The following is a 17,808-nucleotide window of genomic DNA, read 5'->3' as shown; positions in this document are numbered from 1 at the left end:
TCGAAGCGTTCGCGCATGCCTTCCTTGACGACGTCCTTGAGGTGGATGACGCCCAGGACGCGGGCGCCCTTCTCGTCCTGAACGGCGACCAGCAGCGGTGTGCCGCCGGCCTGGGAGATGTCGTCGGTCAGCCGGGTGGCGTCGTCGGCGACGGTGCCGCCCTGTTCCCTGACCCAGGCGACGACCGAGCCGGTCGCGCCCTTGCGGACCTTGCGGCTGCTGCCTGCCTCTGCCACGTCCACGCCGGACATGCGGGTCTGGGCGGTGAAGGGCACCCATTCGGCGCCCACGAGTTCGCCCTCGTGGCGCTCGCGCAGGCCGTACTTCTCCTTGGCCAGGACGACGATGGAGCGGCCCTCGGGCGTCTCGTCGGCCAGCGAGGAGAGCTGGGCGGCGTCGGCGACCTCGGCGGCCGTCGTGCCCTTGACGGGGACGAACTCGGACGCCTGGCGGTTGCCGTAGGTGATGGTGCCGGTCTTGTCGAGCAGCAGCGTCGAGACGTCGCCCGCGGCTTCCACCGCGCGCCCGGACATCGCCAGGACGTTGCGCTGCACGAGCCGGTCCATGCCCGCGATACCGATCGCGGAGAGCAGCGCGCCGATGGTGGTGGGGATGAGGCAGACCAGCAGGGCGGCGAGGACGATCATGGTCTGCTCGGCGCCCGCGTAGATCGCGAACGGCTGGAGGGTGAGGACGGCCAGCAGGAAGACGATGGTCAGCGACGCGAGGAGGATGTTGAGCGCGATCTCGTTGGGCGTCTTCTGCCGTGCCGCGCCCTCGACCAGGCTGATCATCCGGTCGATGAAGGTCTCGCCCGGCTTGGTCGTGATCTTGATGACGATGCGGTCGGAGAGGACCTTCGTGCCGCCGGTGACGGCCGAGCGGTCGCCGCCGGACTCGCGGATGACCGGTGCCGACTCGCCCGTGATGGCCGACTCGTCGACGGAGGCCACGCCCTCGACGACGTCGCCGTCGCCCGGGATGATGTCGCCCGCCTCGCAGACGACCAGGTCGCCCACGCGCAGTTCGGTGCCCGGCACCGACTCCTCGGCCTTGCCGTCGCCGGTCAGGCGGCGGGCGACGGTGTCGGTCTTGGCCTTGCGCAGGGTGTCGGCCTGGGCCTTGCCACGGCCCTCGGCCACCGCCTCGGCGAGGTTGGCGAAGACGACGGTCAGCCACAGCCACACCGTGATCGTCCAGCCGAACCAGTCACCCGGATTCTTCAGCGCCAGCCCCGTGGTCACCACCGAACCGACCTCGACCACGAACATCACCGGGGACTTCACCATCACCCGCGGATCGAGCTTCTTGAACGCATCCGGCAGAGACTTCAGCAACTGCGCCGGGTCGAAAAGACCACCGGAGACACGGCCGGTCTCCTCGCCGCCGGACGGCCGGGTGTCCTTGGGGTCCTCGGACTCGGTGCGGACAGGTGTGGTCGTGCTCATGAGAGTCCCTCCGCCATCGGGCCAAGGGCCAGGGCCGGGAAGTAGGTCAAGCCGGTGATGATGATGATCGCGCCGACGAGGAGGCCCGCGAAGAGCGGCTTCTCGGTGCGCAGGGTGCCCGCGGTCTCGGGCACGGGCGTCTGCTCGGCGAGCGAGCCGGCCAGCGCCAGGACGAAGACCATCGGCAGGAAGCGGCCGAGGAGCATGGCCAGGCCGATCGTGGTGTTGTACCACTGCGTGTTCGCGTTGAGACCGGCGAAGGCGGAGCCGTTGTTGTTGGCGCCCGAGGTGAACGCGTAGAGGACCTCGGAGAAGCCGTGCGCACCGCTGTTGTGCACCGAGTTGCCCGCGGTGTTGAGGATCGAGTGCGGCGGGGTCGCCAGCGCCATCGACAGGGCGGTGAAGCCGAGCACCAGGGTCGGGGTGATGAGGATGTAGCACGCGGCGAGCTTGATCTCGCGGGTGCCGATCTTCTTACCGAGGTACTCGGGCGTACGGCCGACCATCAGGCCCGCGATGAACACCGCGATGACGGCCATGACGAGCATGCCGTAAAGGCCGGAGCCGACACCGCCGGGCGCGATCTCGCCGAGCATCATCGACAGCAGGGCGATGCCGCCGCCGAGGCCGGTGAAGGAGGAGTGGAAGGAGTCCACCGCGCCGGTCGAGGTCAGGGTGGAGGAGGTCGCGAAGAGCGCCGAGGCACCGACGCCGAAGCGGGTCTCCTTGCCCTCCATCGCGCCGCCGGCCGCCTGGAGCGCCGCACCGTGGTGCGCGTACTCGGTCCACATCATCAGCACGCTGAAGGTGAGCCAGATGACGCCCATGGTCGCGAGGATCGCGTAGCCCTGCTTGACGTTGCCGACGAGCTTGCCGAAGGTCCGCGTCAGCGCGAAGGGGATGACGAGGATCAGGAAGATCTCGAAGAGGTTGGTGAAGGCGCTGGGGTTCTCGAACGGGTGGGCGGAGTTGGCGTTGAAGTAGCCGCCGCCGTTGGTGCCGAGCTCCTTGATGACCTCCTGCGAGGCCACGGCGCCACCGTTGACCTGCTGGGTGCCGCCGGTCAGCTGGCCGATCTCGTGGATGCCCGCGAAGTTCTGGATGGCGCCGCAGGCGACCAGGACGACCGCGCCGATGACGGAGATCGGGATGAGGATGCGCAGCGTGCCGCGCACCAGGTCGGTCCAGAAGTTGCCCAGCTCACCCGTGCGGGCACGGGCGAAGCCCCGGACGAGGGCGATGGCGACGGCCATGCCGACGGCGGCGGAGACGAAGTTCTGGACGGCGAGGCCGAGCGTCTGGACGGCGTGGCCCATGGCCTGCTCGCCCGAGTACGACTGCCAGTTGGTGTTGGCGACGAACGAGGCGGCCGTGTTGAACGCCTGGTCCGGGCTGATCGCGGTGAAGCCGAGCGACAGCGAGTGGGGCAGCACGCCCTGGACCCGCTGGAGCAGGTACAGGAAGAGCAGGCTGGCCACGGAGAAGGCGAGGATGCCGCGCAGGTAGGCGGGCCAGCGCATCTCGGCGTCGGGGTCGGCGCCGATCGAGCGGTAGATCCACTTTTCGACGCGCAGGTGCTTCTCGGAGCTGTAGACGCGGGCCATGTAGTCGCCGAGCGGGCGGTAGACCAGCGCCAGCGCCGCGACGAGCGCGGTGAGCTGGAGGACTCCGGAGAGGACGGGGCTCATATCTTTGCTAGAACCTCTCCGGGAAAACGAGGGCGAGGATCAGGTAGCCCAGCAGGGCGACGGCCACGACCAGGCCGACGATGTTCTCGGCAGTCACAGCTTCGTCACCCCCTTGGCGACGAGAGCCACCAGCGCGAAAACCGCGAGCGTGGTGACAACGAAGGCCACATCGGCCATCGCATGCTCCTAGAGAGTTCGGATATGAACGGACCCCCAAAGCAAACCTCTGTTGTCACGGTGTGAGCGCCCCGTTGACGCCTCTCATACGGCCATTAGCGCCCCCTTGACGGAATCCATACGCGCACCGCTCTGACCTGCAGAAACGCCGCTGGGCCGCAACCCCTGATCGGGGTTGCGGCCCAGCGGAACGGCGTAATCCAGCCGCTTGACGAGCGTTTTTCAGCGCACCTCGGAGATCTCCGGCCCGCGCTCCAGGCGATCGACGCCACCGGCGAAGCGGGAGCCGCCGTCCTCCTGCTGGAGGCCCTCGGCGACCATCTGGGCGTCGTCCGGCAGCTTCAGCACGATCGGGTCGCGCGGTGCCATCGGGGACTCGCCGCGCACCACGACGGTGTCCTGGAAGATCTGCTCCAGCAGCCCGGCGGTCTGCGGCTGCACCGCGCCCTGGCCGGAGATCACACCGCGCAGGAACCAGCGCGGGCCGTCGCAGCCGACGAAGCGGACGAGCTGGACGCCCTGGGTGCCGTCCGGCAGCGCCACCGGCACCTGGGCCCGCAGCTCCCAGCCCAGCGGGCCCTGGACCTCGTCCACGACACCGCCCTGCTGGGTGATGCCGGACGCGATCTCGTCCCGCACCTCGTGCCAGATGCCCTCGCGCTTGGGGGCGGCGAACGCCTGCAGCTGCACGGCGCTGTCGCGCAGCACCACCGTCGCGGCGACGATGGCGTCACCGGCGACCTCGACCCTCAGCTCCATGCCCTCGACCCCGGGCACGAACAGTCCGCCCAGGTCCACGCGGCCCTCTCCGGGATCGCGCACCTCGGAGATGTCCCACGGCCCCTCGGGGCGCGGCTCCGGCTCCAGCCGGACCCGGCTCTCGGCCGCGATGTCCTCTGCGGACGTGCTGGAGAGAGAGTCCTCTGCCAACTCCTCGGAGGTCACGTCGTCGACCTGGTCGACGGCGTCCTCCCCGCGCTTGCGGCGACGACCGAACACGTCACTGTCCTTCCCGGTCGCTGGCGACCGAAGCGAATCCATTCCCCACGGCAGCGTGGCCACCGGTGGACCCGAAGCCCCCTTCGGCCCGTGCCGAGCCTGGAAGCTCCGCAACCTCGTGGAAGCGGACCTTCTCGACCTGCTGGACAACCAATTGGGCGATACGGTCGAACCGCTCGAACCGCACGCTCTCGCGCGGGTCCAGATTGACCACAATCACCTTGATCTCTCCACGGTACCCGGCATCGATGGTCCCCGGGGCATTCACCATGGAGACCCCGCACCTGGCGGCGAGACCCGAACGCGGGTGCACGAAGGCGGCGTAGCCGTCGGGCAGGGCGATGGAGATCCCGGTGGGCAGCACCATGCGCTCGCCGGGCGCCAGCTCGGCGGCCTCGGTGGTCACCAGGTCGCAGCCGGCGTCGCCGGGGTGCCCGTAGGACGGGACCGGCACCTCCGGATCGACCCTGCGGATCAGCACGTCCACGGGCATACGGCTCACGGGTTCACCTCAAAAGCTCGCGCGACCTTCACCTGGTCGGGGTCGGCCAGGGCGGCCTGGATCTCGGCGGCACGGCCGTTCTCGATGAAGTGGTCGACCTTGACCTCGATGAACACCGCTTCCGCCTGGACCGCGACGGGGCCCTCGGGGCCACCGATCCGGCCGGTGGCCGTGGCGTAGATCTTACGGCCGTCCACGGCGCGGACCTCCGCCCGCAGGTGCAGCACGGTGTCCACCGGCACGGGCCGTACGTAGTCCGTCTCCAGCCGTCCGGTCACCGCGATCACCCGCAGCAGCCAGCCCAGCGAGCCCAGCGTCTCGTCCAGCGCCGTGGCCAGCACACCGCCGTGCGCGAGACCGGGGGCACCCTGGTGCGCCTCCTTGACGCGGAACTCCGCGGTGACGCTCACGCCCTCGCCCGCGCGCACCTCGACGTGCAGTCCGTGCGGTACCCCTCCGCCGCAGCCGAAGCAGTACTCGTAGTGCGCCCCGATGACCTCTCCGGGGGCGGGTGCGTCGGGGTGCCGCACGGGCGGTTCGGCCCCGGGCGGCAGCGTCGGCGTTGTCGTTCGTCCACTCACAGGGGCTGACCTTACCCGCGAGAACAGCACCCGGTCCCGTCCGTGGCAGGCTTGCCTCATGCAGCCTTACGAAGAACGCCTGACCGCGCCCCGTTCCTGGTGGTTCATCGCGGTGCTCGTCGGGGTCGCCATGGCGTTGATCCTGCTGCCGCTGGGCACGGTGCCGATGCTGGGCGGACTCGTCGGCGGGGCGGCCCTCGCGGCGGTGGCGGTCAGCTCGTACGGCTCGGTGCGCATCCGGGTCGTGGGCGGCGCGCTGGTGGCCGGGGACGCGAAGATCCCGGTGACGGCGCTGGGCGAACCCGAGGTGCTGGACGTGGAGGAGGCCCGTGCCTGGCGCACGCACAAGGCCGACACCCGCGCCTTCATGCTGCTGCGCGGCTACGTCCCAACGGCGGTGCGGATCGAGATCACCGACCCGGCGGACCCCACTCCGTACGTCTATCTCTCCACCCGCTCCCCCGAGCGCCTGGCCGCCGCCCTCACGGCCGTACGGGGCTGACGGGGGCGTCCGGTGCCGCCGGGATTCACACGGCGGGCGGCAGGGCGTCCCAGGGCACCTGCCGGGAGCGCAGGTCCTTGCGGACCTTCTCGGCGAGCCTCTTGGTGTCACGGCGGTTCATCACCGCACCCACCGTCGCGCCGATCATGAAGGGCGTGAGGTTGGGCAGGTTGCGGAAGGTCCGCTTGAGGATCTGCTGGCGCAGCTCGCGCCGCAGCTGGCCGCCGAGGGCCGCGTTGACGGTCAGGGGCGACGCCACGTCGATGCCGCGTTCATCGGCCCACGCGGCGAGGTAGGCCACGGAACGCTGGCGCACCGCGCCGGGGGCCCGCAGGCCGTAGACCTCGTGGAGCTCGGCGATGAGCTTGAACTCCACGGCGGCGACGCCGACGATCTCCGCCGCCAGTTCTGCGGGCATGGCCGGGGGAACCGGCAGCATGGCCGCGGCGCCGACGCCGGCGCCCACGGTGGACGTGCCGTACGCGGCACCGGCCACCAGTTTGTCCGCGAGCTCCTCGGGGCCGAGGCCCGGGAACTGTTCGCGCAGGGTCGCGAGGTCGCGCACGGGGATGCGCGGGGCGTTCGCGATGATCCGGTCCGCGACGGCGGTCAGGCCCGCCCGCGCTCCCCGGCCGCCCCTTCTGGCGCCGCGGCCGACCGCGGCGGCGAGCGAGGCCGCACGGCCCCGCTCGACGTCTGTGCCGGCCCCGGCCTCAGGGGCGGGTGCCATGGCGCCGGCGGAGTCGTCGGCGCCCTGCTGCCGCGCGGCGTTCCCATCCGGCCCGGTGGTCAGTTCGGGCTGTCGGGAGCGCCGCTTGCGGAACGGGATCGAGCCTGCCATCGCAGACCCGCTCCTCACTCGCAGTCGCGGCAGATCGGCTGGCCGTTCTTCTCGCGGGCCAGCTGGCTGCGGTGATGCACGAGGAAGCAGCTCATGCAGGTGAACTCGTCGGCCTGCCGGGGCAGGACCCGGACGGACAGTTCCTCGTTGGAAAGGTCCGCTCCGGGCAGTTCCAGGCCCTCGGCCGACTCGAACTCGTCGACGTCGACGGCCGAGGCCGACTTGTCGTTCCGCCGGGCCTTCAGCTCCTCGATGCTGTCCTCATTGACGTCATCGTCGGTCTTGCGTGGGGTGTCGTAATCCGTTGCCATGTCGCTCTCCCCCTCTGGGTGTCTGCGGTGTCTCCAGCGCACGTAACGCGTGAGAGGCCGGACTTGTGCCCGACCCGAGGCGGAGATTTTGCCTCACATCAAGGTCTGTTACTCAATCGACACCCAACCGCACACCTGAAGAGGTGATGGGGATGGATGGCGAACGGGACCGTACACGGTCCGAATGCCGCGTGCGGATGCGCCGTCTCGTGTACTTCCCGTGATCAGGACCCCTGGAAACCCCCATTTTCCCGGCGTTCCAGCGGCCCAGTCGATCACGGAGAGTGGATGGCCAGAAGTTTGCGTATGTGAGCGATCACACACATTCTCCGCGAGGGGCGGATCATGAGAATTCCGCCCAAAGCGAACCTACGGCCGCCCCAATTCTCGCAGACATCTCAGGTCGGCAGGACCACTCTCATGACCAGTCCACCCCCCTCGCGGGGGACGGCCGTGATCCGGCCGCCGTGCGCGCGGGCCACCGAGCGCACGATCGACAGTCCGAGGCCGACGCCCTTGTCGCTGCCCGTCCGCTCGGTACGGAGGCGGCGGAAGGGCTCGAAGATGTTGTCCACCTCGTACGCCGGGACGACGGGGCCGGTGTTCTCCACCACCAGCACCGCGCGGCCCGGCTGCGCCTCCGTGGTGACCTCGACCCAGCCGTCCGGGACGTTGTAGCGCACCGCGTTCTGCACCAGGTTGAGGGCGATCCGCTCCAGGAGCACGCCGTTGCCCTGGACGACCGCGGGCTGCCGGGTGCCGCGCAGCTCCACGCCCTTGGCCTGGGCCTCGGTACGGGCCTGGTCGATGGCCTGGGAGGCCACCTCGGCGAGGTCCACGGGCTTGCGGTCCACGATCTCGTTGTCGCTGCGGGCGAGCAGCAGCAGGCCCTCCACGAGCTGCTCGCTGCGCTCGTTGGTGGCCAGCAGCGTCTTGCCCAGCTGCTGGAGCTCGGGGGACGCACCGGGGTCGGAGAGGTGCACCTCCAGCAGCGTCCGGTTGATCGCGAGCGGGGTGCGCAGCTCGTGCGAGGCATTGGCCACGAAGCGCTGCTGCGCGGTGAACGCCCGCTCCAGCCGGTCGAGCATCTCGTCGAAGGTGTCGGAGAGCTCCTTCAACTCGTCCTCGGGGCCGCCCAGTTCGATACGCCGGGAGAGATCCGTGGCGGCGACCCGGCGGGCCGTGCGGGTCATCTTGCCGAGCGGCGAGAGGACCCGGCCGGCCATGGCGTAGCCGAAGGCGAACGCGATCACGGCGAGGCCGAGGAGGGCGAGGAGGGAACGCTTGAGGAGGCTGTCGAGGGCCATGGCACGCAGATGGCTCTGGCAGCTGCTCAGCGTGCTGTTCAGCTGATCGACGGTGAGACCGGGGCGGAGGTCACGACAGAGTTCGGGGTTGTTCACCGTGACCTGGCTGCCGCCCGACAGTTTGATCAGCGGGGCGCTGCCGATGTCGAGCGCGTGGGCCGCCAGCAGATAGATGATCGTCAGCAGCAGGACCCCGGCCATCAGGAACATCCCGCCGTAGAGCAGGGTGAGCCGTATGCGGATGGTCGGCCGCAGCCAGGGGAAGGGCCGGACGACGGGCTGGCGGGGGTCCCAGGTGGGCTTCGGCGGGGCCTGGGGAGCCGACTGGGAGGTGGGGGTGTCGGGCATCGGGGTCAGATCCGGTAACCGGAGCCGGGCACGGTGACGATCACCGGGGGCTCGCCGAGCTTGCGGCGCAGGGTCATGACCGTGACGCGGACGACGTTGGTGAAGGGGTCGGTGTTCTCGTCCCACGCCTTCTCGAGCAACTGCTCGGCGGAGACCACGGCCCCCTCGCTGCGCATCAGAACCTCCAGCACCGCGAACTCCTTGGGCGCGAGCTGCACCTCACGGCCGTCGCGGAAGACCTCGCGGCGGTTGGGGTCGAGCTTGATGCCCGCCCGCTCCAGGACGGGCGGCAGGGCCACGGTCGTACGCCGCCCGAGAGCGCGCACGCGGGCGGTGAGCTCGCTGAAGGCGAAGGGCTTGGGCAGGTAGTCGTCGGCGCCGATCTCCAGGCCCTCCACGCGGTCGCTGACGTCGCCGGAGGCGGTCAGCATCAGGACGCGGGTGGGCATGCCGAGCTCGACGACCTTGCGGCACACGTCGTCGCCGTGGACGAGCGGGAGGTCACGGTCGAGGACGATGACGTCGTAGTCGTTGACGGCGATGCGCTCGATGGCGGCGGCCCCGTCGTACACGACGTCGACGGCCATGGCCTCCCGGCGCAGTCCGGTGGCGACGGCATCGGCGAGCAGCTGCTCGTCCTCGACGACGAGTACGCGCACGGCGTTGATCCTTCCCTTGGAGCCCTCAGTGGGCAGGCGTGTGGTTCCCCGGTGGGTGTATCCATCCTGCCTCGGACATCGGTAAACCGGCTGTAAGGGGTGCCGGGGCCTGGGTGGAGCGGCTGGGGCCGGCGGCCGGATTCGGATGTGATTTCGATGGTGATTTCGGATTGGCGGACGGTCACAGGTTTCCGCCCGGAGACGGGTGGGGAAGACGACTGCACACCCGCGATCACGCCCTTGGCGGCGGCACGTCACGATCGACCGCCATCCCGCGGGGAACAGGGCGTGATGGTTGCTCCCCCGGTCTCGGCCGGGGGCACCCCCAGGCACACCCCCGTGCCGCCCGAGCCGACCCTGGAGGGGGCGCAGCACTATGGACGCGTTCACCGCTGGCATTCTGCAGCGCATAGAGACCACCCGATCCGACCTGGCCCAGGCCCGCAGGTCGGGCGACGACTTCCTCGCCGAGGTGGAACAGGCGGCGCTGGAAGACCTGCACCGCCTGGCCGCCGAGCACGGCGTCGAGGTGTCCGCGGCGTAGCCGCTCACCGCTGGGCCGACCCACGCGACGAACGCCTCCGCACTCCGGTGCGGAGGCGTTTCCCTGCGGGGGGCGTGCCCCGGATGCCCGGCTACAGTCCGTCTGCCGCCTGCGGCGGGGGGCGGGCTCCCTGCGGGGGCGTGCCTCGGATACCGGCTGCGGGCCGTCTTGCCGCCTGCGGCGGGAGCGGCCTGCGGCCGCGTCCTCAAACGCCGGACGGGCTGGATTGTTCCCCGGACGGGCAGAAGGGTGCAGGCCAGGGGCCGCAACCCTGTGAGCGAAGGGTGCGGGCCAGGGGCCGTAGCCCTGCGGGCCCGGCCCGCACGTTCGCTGCCACGGTCCGCGAAATTCAGCCCGTCCTGGGGGCACCTCCCAGCGGTAGCTGGGGGAGTTTGAGGACAACGCGGCGAAGCCGTGTTGCAGGGGCCGGGGCGAAGCCTCAGTCGTGCCAAGCCCCCAGCGCCTCCAGCCTCGGCTGGAGCACCTCGAAGAGGCCCGGTGACGCCGCCACCGTCAGTTCGGGTGAGACAGGAGCCCCGGGCCGACCGCCCGTCAGGGCACCCGCTTCGCGGGCGATGAGCGCACCGGCCGCGTAGTCCCAGGGGTTGAGCCCCCGCTCGTAGTAGCCGTCCAGCCGGCCGCAGGCCACGTCGCACAGGTCGATGGCCGCCGAGCCGCCGCGCCGGATGTCCCGCACCTCCGGGAGGAGGGCGCGTACGACCTCCGCCTGTGCGGCCCGCCGGGCCGTGAGGTAGCCGAAGCCGGTGCCGACGAGGGCCTGGTCGAGGGAGGGCGCGGGGCGCACCCGGAGGCGGCGGTCGCCCATGAAGGCGCCCTCGCCGCGCACCGCGCGGTACGTCTCGCCGCGCATCGGTGCGGTGACCACGCCGACGACGGCCTCGCCGTCGAGCTCGGCGGCGATGGACACCGCCCAGCTGGGCAGCCCGTACAGGTAGTTGACCGTGCCGTCGACCGGGTCGACGACCCAGCGGACGCCGCTGGTGCCGGCGCTGCTGGCGCCCTCCTCGCCCAGCACGCCGTCGTCGGGGCGCCGCTCCGCGAGGAAGCCGGTGATCAGCTTCTCGGCGGCGATGTCCATCTCGGTGACGACGTCGATGGGGCTGCTCTTGGTGGCGGCCACGCCCAGGTCGGCCGGGCGGCCGTCCCGGAGCAGGGCCCCGGCGCGGTCGGCGGCCTCCAGGGCCACGGCCAGGAGTTCGGCCTTCAGGGTGTCGCTCACGGTGCTCCTCACGCGTACGGGCTGTCGGCTCCGGCGGCGGCCCGGCGCGGTGCGCGGGCCGGGCAGCAGCCGACGGGACAGAGGTCGTGGCCGGGACCGAGCGCGCCGAGGGCGCAGCGCGCGGGCCGCTCGCCGCGCTCGGTGGCGGCGCGCTCCAGCACCAGTTCCCGGACGGCCGCGGCGAAGCGCGGGTCGGCTCCGACGGTGGCGGCGCGGGCGACCGGCAGACCGAGGTCGGCGGCCTTGGCTGCGGCCTCGGTGTCGAGGTCGTACTTGACCTCCATGTGGTCCGAGACGAAGCCGATCGGGATCATCACCACCGCGGGCGCGCCCTCGCCGTGGACGGCCTCCAGGTGGTCGCAGATGTCGGGTTCGAGCCAGGGGATGTGCGGGGCTCCGCTGCGGGACTGGTAGACGAGCCGCCAGGGGCGGTCGACGCCGGTCTCCGTGCGGACCGCGTCGGCGATCAGCCGTGCGACGTCGAGGTGCTGGGCGACGTAGGCGCCGCCGTCGCCGTGGCCCTCGACGGGGCCGGAGGTGTCCGCGGCGGACGTGGGGATGGAGTGCGTGGTGAAGGCGAGGTGGGCACCGGCCCGTACGTCCTCGGGGAGCGAGGCGAGCGCCGCCAGGGTCGCGTCGATCATGGGCCGGACGAAGCCGGGGTGGTTGAAGTAGTGCCGCAGTTTGTCGACGCGCGGCGGCGTGAGCCCTTCGCCCTCCAAGGCGGCCAGGGCGTCGGCGAGGTTCTCGCGGTACTGGCGGCAGCCGGAGTACGAGGCGTACGCGCTGGTGGTGAGGGTGAGGACGCGGCGGTGCCCGGCGAGCGTCAGCTCGCGCAGGGTGTCGGTCAGGTAGGGCGCCCAGTTGCGGTTGCCCCAGTGGACCGGCAGGTCGGTGCCGTGCTCGGCGAACTCCTTGCGCAGCGCGGCCAGCAGCTCGCGGTTCTGGTCGTTGATCGGGCTGACGCCGCCGAAGAGGAAGTAGTGCTGCCCGACCTCCTTGAGCCGCTCGCGGGGGATCCCGCGGCCGCGGGTGACGTTCTCCAGGAACGGGACGACGTCGTCCGGCCCTTCGGGGCCGCCGAAGGAGAGCAGCAACAGGGCGTCGTACGGGGCTGTTGCTCGCTGGTCTGCTGGCTGATCCGACATGGTCCGATCCTGCCACCCGCCACTGACAGGCAGGAAATGGCCGTGCACCGCACACATGTACGCACGTAAGCTGTATCGACCATTTACATCCCTTACCGGCAACCTCACTCTCTGTACACCGCGTACAGCACTGCGGTTCGTTCCCGACCCCTTGGCGGCCACCTTGCCCAGTTCCTACCGCGAGATTTTCGCCGCCCCCGGCACCAAGAGGTTCTCCGCCGCCGGTTTCCTCGGCCGGATGCCCCTGTCGATGATGGGCATCGGCATCGTGACGATGGTGTCCCAGCTGACCGGCAGATACCGGCTGGCGGGCGCGCTCTCCGCGACGCTCGCGATCTCCGCGGCGGTGCTCGGTCCGCAGATATCCCGGCTCGTCGACCGGCACGGGCAGCGCCGGGTGCTGCGCCCGGCGACGCTGGTCACCCTGGCGTCGGTTGCCGGGCTGCTGCTGAGCGCCCAGCAGCGCTGGCCGGACTGGACGCTCTTCGTCTTCTCGGCGGGCGTGGGCTGCGTACCGAGCGTGGGCGCGATGGTGCGGGCGCGGTGGGCGGAGATCTACCGGGGCCGCCGTGAGCTGCACACGGCGTACGCCTTCGAGTCCGTGGCCGACGAGGTGTGCTTCATCTTCGGCCCGATCCTCTCCATCGGGCTGTCCACGGCGTGGTTCCCCGAGGCGGGCCCCCTGCTGGCCGCCTGCTTCCTGGCCGTCGGCGTCTTCTGGCTGTCCGCACAGCGCGCGACCGAGCCCGTGCCGCACCCCCAGGGCCAGCACTCGGGCGGCTCGGCGCTGCGCTCCCCCGGGCTCCAGGTGCTGGTGGCCACCTTCGTGGCGATGGGCGCGATCTTCGGGACGGTCGACGTGGTGACCGTCGCGTTCGCCGACGAGCAGGGTCACAAGGCCGCGGCGAGCCTGGTGCTCTCGGTCTACGCGCTGGGCTCCTGCCTGGCGGGCGTGGTCTTCGGCCTGCTGCGCCTCAAGGGCGAACCGGCCCGCCGCTGGGTGCTGGGCGTGTGCGTGATGGCCGTGAGTATGATCCCCCTCCAACTGGTCGGGAGCCTGCCGTTCCTGGCCGTGGCGCTCTTCGTCGCGGGCCTGTCCATCGCGCCGACCATGGTGACGACGATGGCCCTCGTGGAACAGCACGTACCGCGCGCGAAGCTGACCGAGGGCATGACCTGGACGGGCACCGGGCTCGCGGTCGGGGTGGCGCTGGGGTCGTCGGCGGCCGGCTGGGTGGTCGACGCCTCCGGGGCCCGGGCGGGGTATGTGGTGTGCGCGGTGGCGGGGGCGCTGTCGGCCGCGGTCGCGTTCCTCGGCTACCGCCGGCTCCGGAAGCCGGCGCCGGAGCGGCCGGAGGGATCCGTGCCGCTGGCAAGGGGAGGGTCCGACGCACATGACGACAACGACCGGAACCACGAGCAGCACGACCAGCGCGACAAGGGGCGCGTGGCGTAACTGGGCGGGGAACGTCACCGCCCGGCCCGTACGGACCGTGGCGCCGGCGAGCGCCCCGGAGGTCGCGGAAGCGGTGGCCCGCGCCGCCGCGGAAGGGCTGCCGGTCAAGGCGGCCGGCACCGGCCACTCCTTCACCGCGGCGGCCGCCACGGACGGCCTGCTGATCCGCCCGGAGCGGCTCACCGGCCTCCGCTCGGCCGACCTGACGGCCGGGACCGTGACCGTGGCCGCGGGCACCACGATCCGGCAGCTGAACCAGGCGCTGTCCGCACGCGGCCTGTCGCTGGCCAACATGGGCGACATCATGGAGCAGACCGTCTCCGGGGCGGTCAGCACCGGCACCCACGGCACGGGCCGCGACTCGGCGTCGCTCGCCGCCCAGATCAGGGGTCTGGAGCTGGTGACGGCGGACGGCTCGGTGCTCACCTGCTCCGCGCGCGAGAACCCGGAGATCTTCGCGGCCGCCCGGCTGGGGCTGGGCGCGCTGGGAGTGATCACCGCGATCACCTTCGCGGTGGAGCCGGAGTTCCTGCTGTGGGCCCGCGAGGAACCGATGCCCTTCGACCGGGTGACCTCCGAATTCGATCAGCTCGTCGCCGAGAACGAACACTTCGAGTTCTACTGGTTCCCGCACACCAGCGGCTGCGCCACCAAGCGCAACAACCGCAGCCCGGGGCCTGCGGCACCGCTCGGCCGGGTCGGCGCCTGGGTGGAGGACGAGCTGATAGCGAACGGCCTCTTCCAAGCCGTGTGTTCGGTGGGCCGGACGGTGCCCGCCGCCGTCCCCGGCATCGCCAGAGTCGCGAGCCGCGCCCTGTCGGCCCGTTCGTACACCGACGTCGCGTACAAGGTCTTCACCAGCCCGCGCCGGGTCCGCTTCCTGGAGATGGAGTACGCCCTGCCGCGCGAGGCCGCGGTGGCGGCGCTGCGCGAACTGCGGGCCATGGTGGAACGGTCGGGGTTCCGGATCAGCTTCCCGGTGGAGGTACGGACCGCGCCCGCCGACGACATCCCACTGTCCACGGCGTACGGGCGGGACACGGCGTACATCGCGGTGCACATGTACCGCGGCACTCCGTACCGGGCCTTTTTCACCGCGGCCGAGCGGATCATGACGTCCCATGGGGGACGCCCGCACTGGGGGAAGCTGCACGGCAGGGACGCGGAGTACCTGGCCAGTGTGTATCCGCGCTTCGCGGAGTTCACGGCGCTGCGGGACCGGCTGGATCCCGGGCGCGTCTTCGGCAACACCTATCTGCGGCGCGTCCTGGGGGCGTAGGCGCCGCCCGCGTCCGGGGCGAGCGCGTGTCCCCGGGCGCGAAAACGCCGGGTGGCCGTTTCGTCCGGCCGCCCGGCGTTCGAGAGCGCGACGCGCGCTGCGGACGTGCGCTACGAGAGCGTGCCCTGGGTGACCGAGCCGGTGCCGGCCGCCGCGTTCTGGCCCTGCGGCGGCTTGGGGTCGGTCTGGCCGCCGGTGGTGCCCTGACCGCCGGTGGTGGTGCCGCCCTGGCCGCCGGTACCGCCCTTGCCGCCGTCGGGCGTCCCGGAGGGGTGGGCCGGGTCCGGCGTCGGACCGGTCGACGAGCCGCCGGTCGTGCCGCCCGTGCCGGTCGAGGGCGTCGGGGTCGGCGTCGGCTTGTCCCCACTGCCGCCCTGGTGGGAGGCGCCGGGGTCCGGCGTCGAGCCGTTGTCGCCGCCCTTGCCCCGCTCCCGGCCGCCGTCCTGCGACGCGCCGGGGTCGGGGACCTGCGAGGGCTGCTGGTCCTGCTTCTTCTCCGACTTCCCGCCGCCGCCCCGGACCAGCTGGCTGAACGTCGTCGAGTCCTTGTCGCCGTCCGCGCTCTTGCCATTGACCAGCTCGACCGCGGTGACGGTGCCCATGGCGAGCGCGAAGACCGCGCCCGCGGCGAGCACCGGACGCTTCCAGCCCCGCAGCCGGGTGCCCTGCGTGGCACCTGTCGTGTACTCGTCGCTGAACCCGGCGTTGCCGAACCCGGCGTTGTGTTCATCGGAGTACGCGCCGGCGTGTGGAGCGACATGCGCGCCCGCGTGCGGACCGGACTGCCCCGGCGCGTGGTTCGCCCCGTGCAACAGCTGCGTCGCATCCTCGACGGGCAGCGCCCGGGTCGCGTCGCCGCCGGGCAGCACCTGCGTCGCGTCGACCTGCCCGAGCAGCTGGGTGCGGGCCGCGTCCGGCGTGCCGTCCGCGCCGAGGCGGCCCACGGCCCGCCCGGCGTCCCGCACCGGGACCTGGCGCAGCTTCGGCTGGGCCGCCTGCACCGTCACCTCGCGCAGTTGCTCACCCGTACGCCGGAACAGGTGCTGGAAAATCGTGCCGCCCGACGTGGCCACGACACTCACCACGCCGGCGCCGAGAACGGTGCCGTACACCCCCAGCTTGCCCGCGAGCAGTGCGGCCACGACCGCCGCCAGCGCACTTCCGGCGACCTGGGCGAGGCTCAACTCCAGACCCTTTTTCTTCGGGTCTTTCTTCAGTTTTGCCTCGCTTTCGCCTTTCGCGTCCATCTCCCGCCTCTGTGTAGCCTTCGATCCCCTTGCGACTAGAAGGGACATTCGAGCGTAACGAACAGTTCCGATTCGGGCGATTGTGTGAACCTCGACACCCGTACGGCGGGCGCCCGCCCCGGTGGCCTGGATCAACTCCCTTCTCTTGCGTGAACTTCGATGGCGCGCCGATCCACCCCCCGTGGCCCGAATGGAGTACTGTGGCGAGCCCTGGCCCCGGTGTCCCGTCCGGCCGCCCGGACCCAAACGGGAGGGGCCAGGCGGCTCTCGCCCCGTCAACTCGGCAATGTTGTGGCAGGCTGCACCCGGGCAGGCCACACTCGACTAGCGGAAGCAGCGACGCAGGTGACGTCGGCAGGCACCACCCGGGAGGTCCCCATGCCCGAACTGCGTGTCGTGGCCGTCTCCAACGACGGCACACGGCTGGTGCTCAAGGCTGCGGACAGCACGGAGTACACCCTCCCCATTGACGAACGGCTGCGCGCCGCGGTGCGCAACGACCGTGCTCGCCTGGGGCAGATCGAGATCGAGGTGGAGAGCCATCTCCGCCCCCGCGACATCCAGGCGCGCATACGGGCGGGTGCCTCCGCCGAGGAGGTCGCGCAGCTCGCCGGCATCCCCGTGGAACGGGTCCGCAGGTTCGAGGGCCCGGTGCTCGCCGAGCGCGCCTTCATGGCCGAACGCGCCCGCAAGACGCCCGTGCGCCGCCCCGGCGAGAACAGCGGCCCGCCGCTGGGCGAGTCGGTCGCGGAGCGGCTGGTGCTGCGCGGTGCCGAGAAGGACAGCTCCCAGTGGGACTCGTGGCGCCGCGACGACGGCACGTGGGAGGTGCTGCTCGTTTACCGGGCGGCAGGTGAGCCACGTGCGGCGAGCTGGACGTTCGACCCGCCGAGGCGGATCGTTCAGGCGATGGACGACGAGGCGCGGGCGCTCATCGGCGAGACCGACGACACGCCCGAGCCGAGCTTTCCTTTCGTGCCGCGCATCGCCCGGCTGCCGCGCGACCGGCCGCTGGACCGGAGCCTGGACCGGCAGCCGCCCCCGCCGTCGCCCGACGCGGACGCCGACGCCCCCGCGGAGGACACCGGCAAGGAGCGGGACTCCCTGACGAGCCTGCTGGAGGCCGTGCCCAGCTTCCGGGGCGACATGGTCGTGCCCGAGCCGCCTTCGGTGGCGCCGCCGGGCGAGGAGCCCGGTGAGGAGCCGGAGGCCGTGGAGCCTCCGGCCGCCAGCGCGGGTGCGGGTGCCGCGTACGCGGACGTGCTGATGCCGCGTTCCGTGGCCGGTCACCGCGACCGGCTCACCGGGACGACGGACCGTCAGGCCGAGGCGGACGGCGTCCGGCCCGGCCGTCGGGCCGCGGTGCCGAGCTGGGACGAGATCGTCTTCGGCACCCGGCGCAAGAAACAGGAGTGACGCGGCAGGGCAGCGGAATCGACCGCCCGTCAACCCCGGTCACCGGGGTTGCCCGGCACCGCATCGTCGAGGACCCGGCCGACGTCGAGCGGTTCGCCGCCGAGGGCGCCGGATT

General features: G+C 71.6%; 18 protein-coding genes. 5 read left to right on the top strand and 13 right to left on the bottom strand.

Features of this window, described 5'->3' with window-relative positions:
* The 6 genes from kdpB to ACWD4A_RS32630 form a co-directional block, all read right to left on the bottom strand.
* A partial coding sequence (gene kdpB, locus ACWD4A_RS32655; protein WP_451199640.1) for a potassium-transporting ATPase subunit KdpB occupies positions 1 to 1,448 on the bottom strand: 1,448 nt, incomplete at its 3' end.
* Positions 1,445 to 3,136: a potassium-transporting ATPase subunit KdpA gene (gene kdpA, locus ACWD4A_RS32650; RefSeq protein WP_451199639.1), complete on the bottom strand. Its 1,692-nt coding sequence runs from the start codon at positions 3,134 to 3,136 to the stop codon at positions 1,445 to 1,447. The genes kdpB and kdpA, both read right to left, overlap by 4 nt.
* A gap of 7 nt (positions 3,137 to 3,143) precedes the next feature.
* The gene (kdpF, locus tag ACWD4A_RS32645) at positions 3,144 to 3,233 is read right to left on the bottom strand and encodes a K(+)-transporting ATPase subunit F (protein WP_043188605.1); all 90 of its coding nucleotides are present in this window, start codon (positions 3,231 to 3,233) and stop codon (positions 3,144 to 3,146) included.
* Positions 3,234 to 3,535: 302 nt separating this feature from the next.
* The gene (locus ACWD4A_RS32640) at positions 3,536 to 4,312 is read right to left on the bottom strand and encodes a DUF3710 domain-containing protein (RefSeq protein WP_451199637.1); all 777 of its coding nucleotides are present in this window, start codon (positions 4,310 to 4,312) and stop codon (positions 3,536 to 3,538) included.
* Between the two features lies 1 nt (position 4,313).
* Positions 4,314 to 4,814: a dUTP diphosphatase gene (dut, locus tag ACWD4A_RS32635; RefSeq protein ID WP_451199635.1), complete on the bottom strand. Its 501-nt coding sequence runs from the start codon at positions 4,812 to 4,814 to the stop codon at positions 4,314 to 4,316.
* On the bottom strand, positions 4,811 to 5,395 hold the full coding sequence (locus ACWD4A_RS32630; RefSeq protein ID WP_451199634.1) for a PaaI family thioesterase: 585 nt from the start codon (positions 5,393 to 5,395) through the stop codon (positions 4,811 to 4,813). The genes dut and ACWD4A_RS32630 overlap by 4 nt, the downstream gene beginning before the upstream one ends.
* A gap of 58 nt (positions 5,396 to 5,453) precedes the next feature.
* On the opposite strand from ACWD4A_RS32630, the gene ACWD4A_RS32625 reads away from it, so the two are divergent.
* Positions 5,454 to 5,897, top strand: coding sequence for a DUF3093 domain-containing protein (locus ACWD4A_RS32625; RefSeq protein WP_451199633.1), 444 nt, complete (start codon positions 5,454 to 5,456; stop codon positions 5,895 to 5,897).
* 25 nt (positions 5,898 to 5,922) lie between these two features.
* On the opposite strand, the gene ACWD4A_RS32620 is transcribed toward ACWD4A_RS32625, so the two are convergent.
* The 4 genes from ACWD4A_RS32620 to ACWD4A_RS32605 form a co-directional block, all read right to left on the bottom strand.
* A complete protein-coding gene (locus ACWD4A_RS32620; RefSeq protein WP_451199631.1) occupies positions 5,923 to 6,738 on the bottom strand; it encodes a hypothetical protein in 816 nt (271 codons plus the stop codon).
* A 14-nt stretch (positions 6,739 to 6,752) separates the two neighbouring features.
* The gene (locus ACWD4A_RS32615; protein ID WP_451199629.1) at positions 6,753 to 7,049 is read right to left on the bottom strand and encodes a DUF4193 domain-containing protein; all 297 of its coding nucleotides are present in this window, start codon (positions 7,047 to 7,049) and stop codon (positions 6,753 to 6,755) included.
* A 398-nt stretch (positions 7,050 to 7,447) separates the two neighbouring features.
* Positions 7,448 to 8,704 (bottom strand): sensor histidine kinase, encoded by a 1,257-nt coding sequence (locus ACWD4A_RS32610; RefSeq protein ID WP_451199627.1) that lies wholly within the window; start codon positions 8,702 to 8,704, stop codon positions 7,448 to 7,450.
* 5 nt (positions 8,705 to 8,709) lie between these two features.
* Positions 8,710 to 9,363: a response regulator transcription factor gene (locus ACWD4A_RS32605; RefSeq protein WP_451199625.1), complete on the bottom strand. Its 654-nt coding sequence runs from the start codon at positions 9,361 to 9,363 to the stop codon at positions 8,710 to 8,712.
* 376 nt (positions 9,364 to 9,739) lie between these two features.
* On the opposite strand from ACWD4A_RS32605, the gene ACWD4A_RS32600 reads away from it, so the two are divergent.
* Entirely contained in the window at positions 9,740 to 9,907 is a 168-nt protein-coding gene (locus ACWD4A_RS32600; RefSeq protein ID WP_451199624.1) for a hypothetical protein, read from the top strand.
* 439 nt (positions 9,908 to 10,346) lie between these two features.
* On the opposite strand, the gene ACWD4A_RS32595 is transcribed toward ACWD4A_RS32600, so the two are convergent.
* Positions 10,347 to 11,147 carry an inositol monophosphatase family protein gene (locus ACWD4A_RS32595; protein WP_451199622.1) on the bottom strand — a complete coding sequence of 267 codons (801 nt, stop codon included), beginning with the start codon at positions 11,145 to 11,147 and terminating at the stop codon, positions 10,347 to 10,349.
* 8 nt (positions 11,148 to 11,155) lie between these two features.
* Positions 11,156 to 12,295 (bottom strand): ferrochelatase, encoded by a 1,140-nt coding sequence (locus ACWD4A_RS32590; RefSeq protein ID WP_451199621.1) that lies wholly within the window; start codon positions 12,293 to 12,295, stop codon positions 11,156 to 11,158.
* Between the two features lie 163 nt (positions 12,296 to 12,458).
* Here ACWD4A_RS32590 and ACWD4A_RS32585 point away from each other — a divergent pair, with 163 nt between their 5' ends.
* Both ACWD4A_RS32585 and ACWD4A_RS32580 read left to right on the top strand, forming a co-directional pair.
* Positions 12,459 to 13,751, top strand: coding sequence for an MFS transporter (locus tag ACWD4A_RS32585; protein ID WP_451199619.1), 1,293 nt, complete (start codon positions 12,459 to 12,461; stop codon positions 13,749 to 13,751).
* Entirely contained in the window at positions 13,690 to 15,030 is a 1,341-nt protein-coding gene (locus ACWD4A_RS32580) for a D-arabinono-1,4-lactone oxidase (RefSeq protein WP_451199618.1), read from the top strand. Before ACWD4A_RS32585 ends, ACWD4A_RS32580 begins: the two co-directional genes overlap by 62 nt.
* A gap of 110 nt (positions 15,031 to 15,140) precedes the next feature.
* Here ACWD4A_RS32580 and ACWD4A_RS32575 read toward each other — a convergent pair whose 3' ends face one another.
* Complete coding sequence (locus ACWD4A_RS32575) at positions 15,141 to 16,277, bottom strand: hypothetical protein (RefSeq protein ID WP_451199616.1); 1,137 nt, start codon at positions 16,275 to 16,277, stop codon at positions 15,141 to 15,143.
* A gap of 345 nt (positions 16,278 to 16,622) precedes the next feature.
* Here ACWD4A_RS32575 and sepH point away from each other — a divergent pair, with 345 nt between their 5' ends.
* Positions 16,623 to 17,693: a septation protein SepH gene (sepH, locus tag ACWD4A_RS32570; protein WP_451199613.1), complete on the top strand. Its 1,071-nt coding sequence runs from the start codon at positions 16,623 to 16,625 to the stop codon at positions 17,691 to 17,693.
* The last annotated feature ends 115 nt before the right edge of the window (positions 17,694 to 17,808 follow it).

This window comes from Streptomyces sp. NPDC002537 (assembly GCF_053594975.1).
The sequence above is the reverse complement of the archived record's forward strand: the minus strand, read 5'-3'. Positions and strand labels throughout refer to the sequence as shown.

Bases quoted from the DNA above. Each gene is read 5' to 3' on its own strand.
- kdpA (WP_451199639.1), bottom strand. From the start codon at position 3,136: ATGAGCCCCGTCCTCTCCGGAGTCCTCCAGCTCACCGCGCTCGTCGCG.
- ACWD4A_RS32625 (WP_451199633.1), top strand. From the start codon at position 5,454: ATGCAGCCTTACGAAGAACGCCTGACCGCGCCCCGTTCCTGGTGGTTC.
- ACWD4A_RS32620 (WP_451199631.1), bottom strand. From the start codon at position 6,738: ATGGCAGGCTCGATCCCGTTCCGCAAGCGGCGCTCCCGACAGCCCGAA.
- ACWD4A_RS32615 (WP_451199629.1), bottom strand. From the start codon at position 7,049: ATGGCAACGGATTACGACACCCCACGCAAGACCGACGATGACGTCAAT.
- ACWD4A_RS32610 (WP_451199627.1), bottom strand. From the start codon at position 8,704: ATGCCCGACACCCCCACCTCCCAGTCGGCTCCCCAGGCCCCGCCGAAG.
- ACWD4A_RS32600 (WP_451199624.1), top strand. From the start codon at position 9,740: ATGGACGCGTTCACCGCTGGCATTCTGCAGCGCATAGAGACCACCCGA.
- ACWD4A_RS32590 (WP_451199621.1), bottom strand. From the start codon at position 12,295: ATGTCGGATCAGCCAGCAGACCAGCGAGCAACAGCCCCGTACGACGCC.
- ACWD4A_RS32580 (WP_451199618.1), top strand. From the start codon at position 13,690: ATGACGACAACGACCGGAACCACGAGCAGCACGACCAGCGCGACAAGG.
- ACWD4A_RS32575 (WP_451199616.1), bottom strand. From the start codon at position 16,277: ATGGACGCGAAAGGCGAAAGCGAGGCAAAACTGAAGAAAGACCCGAAG.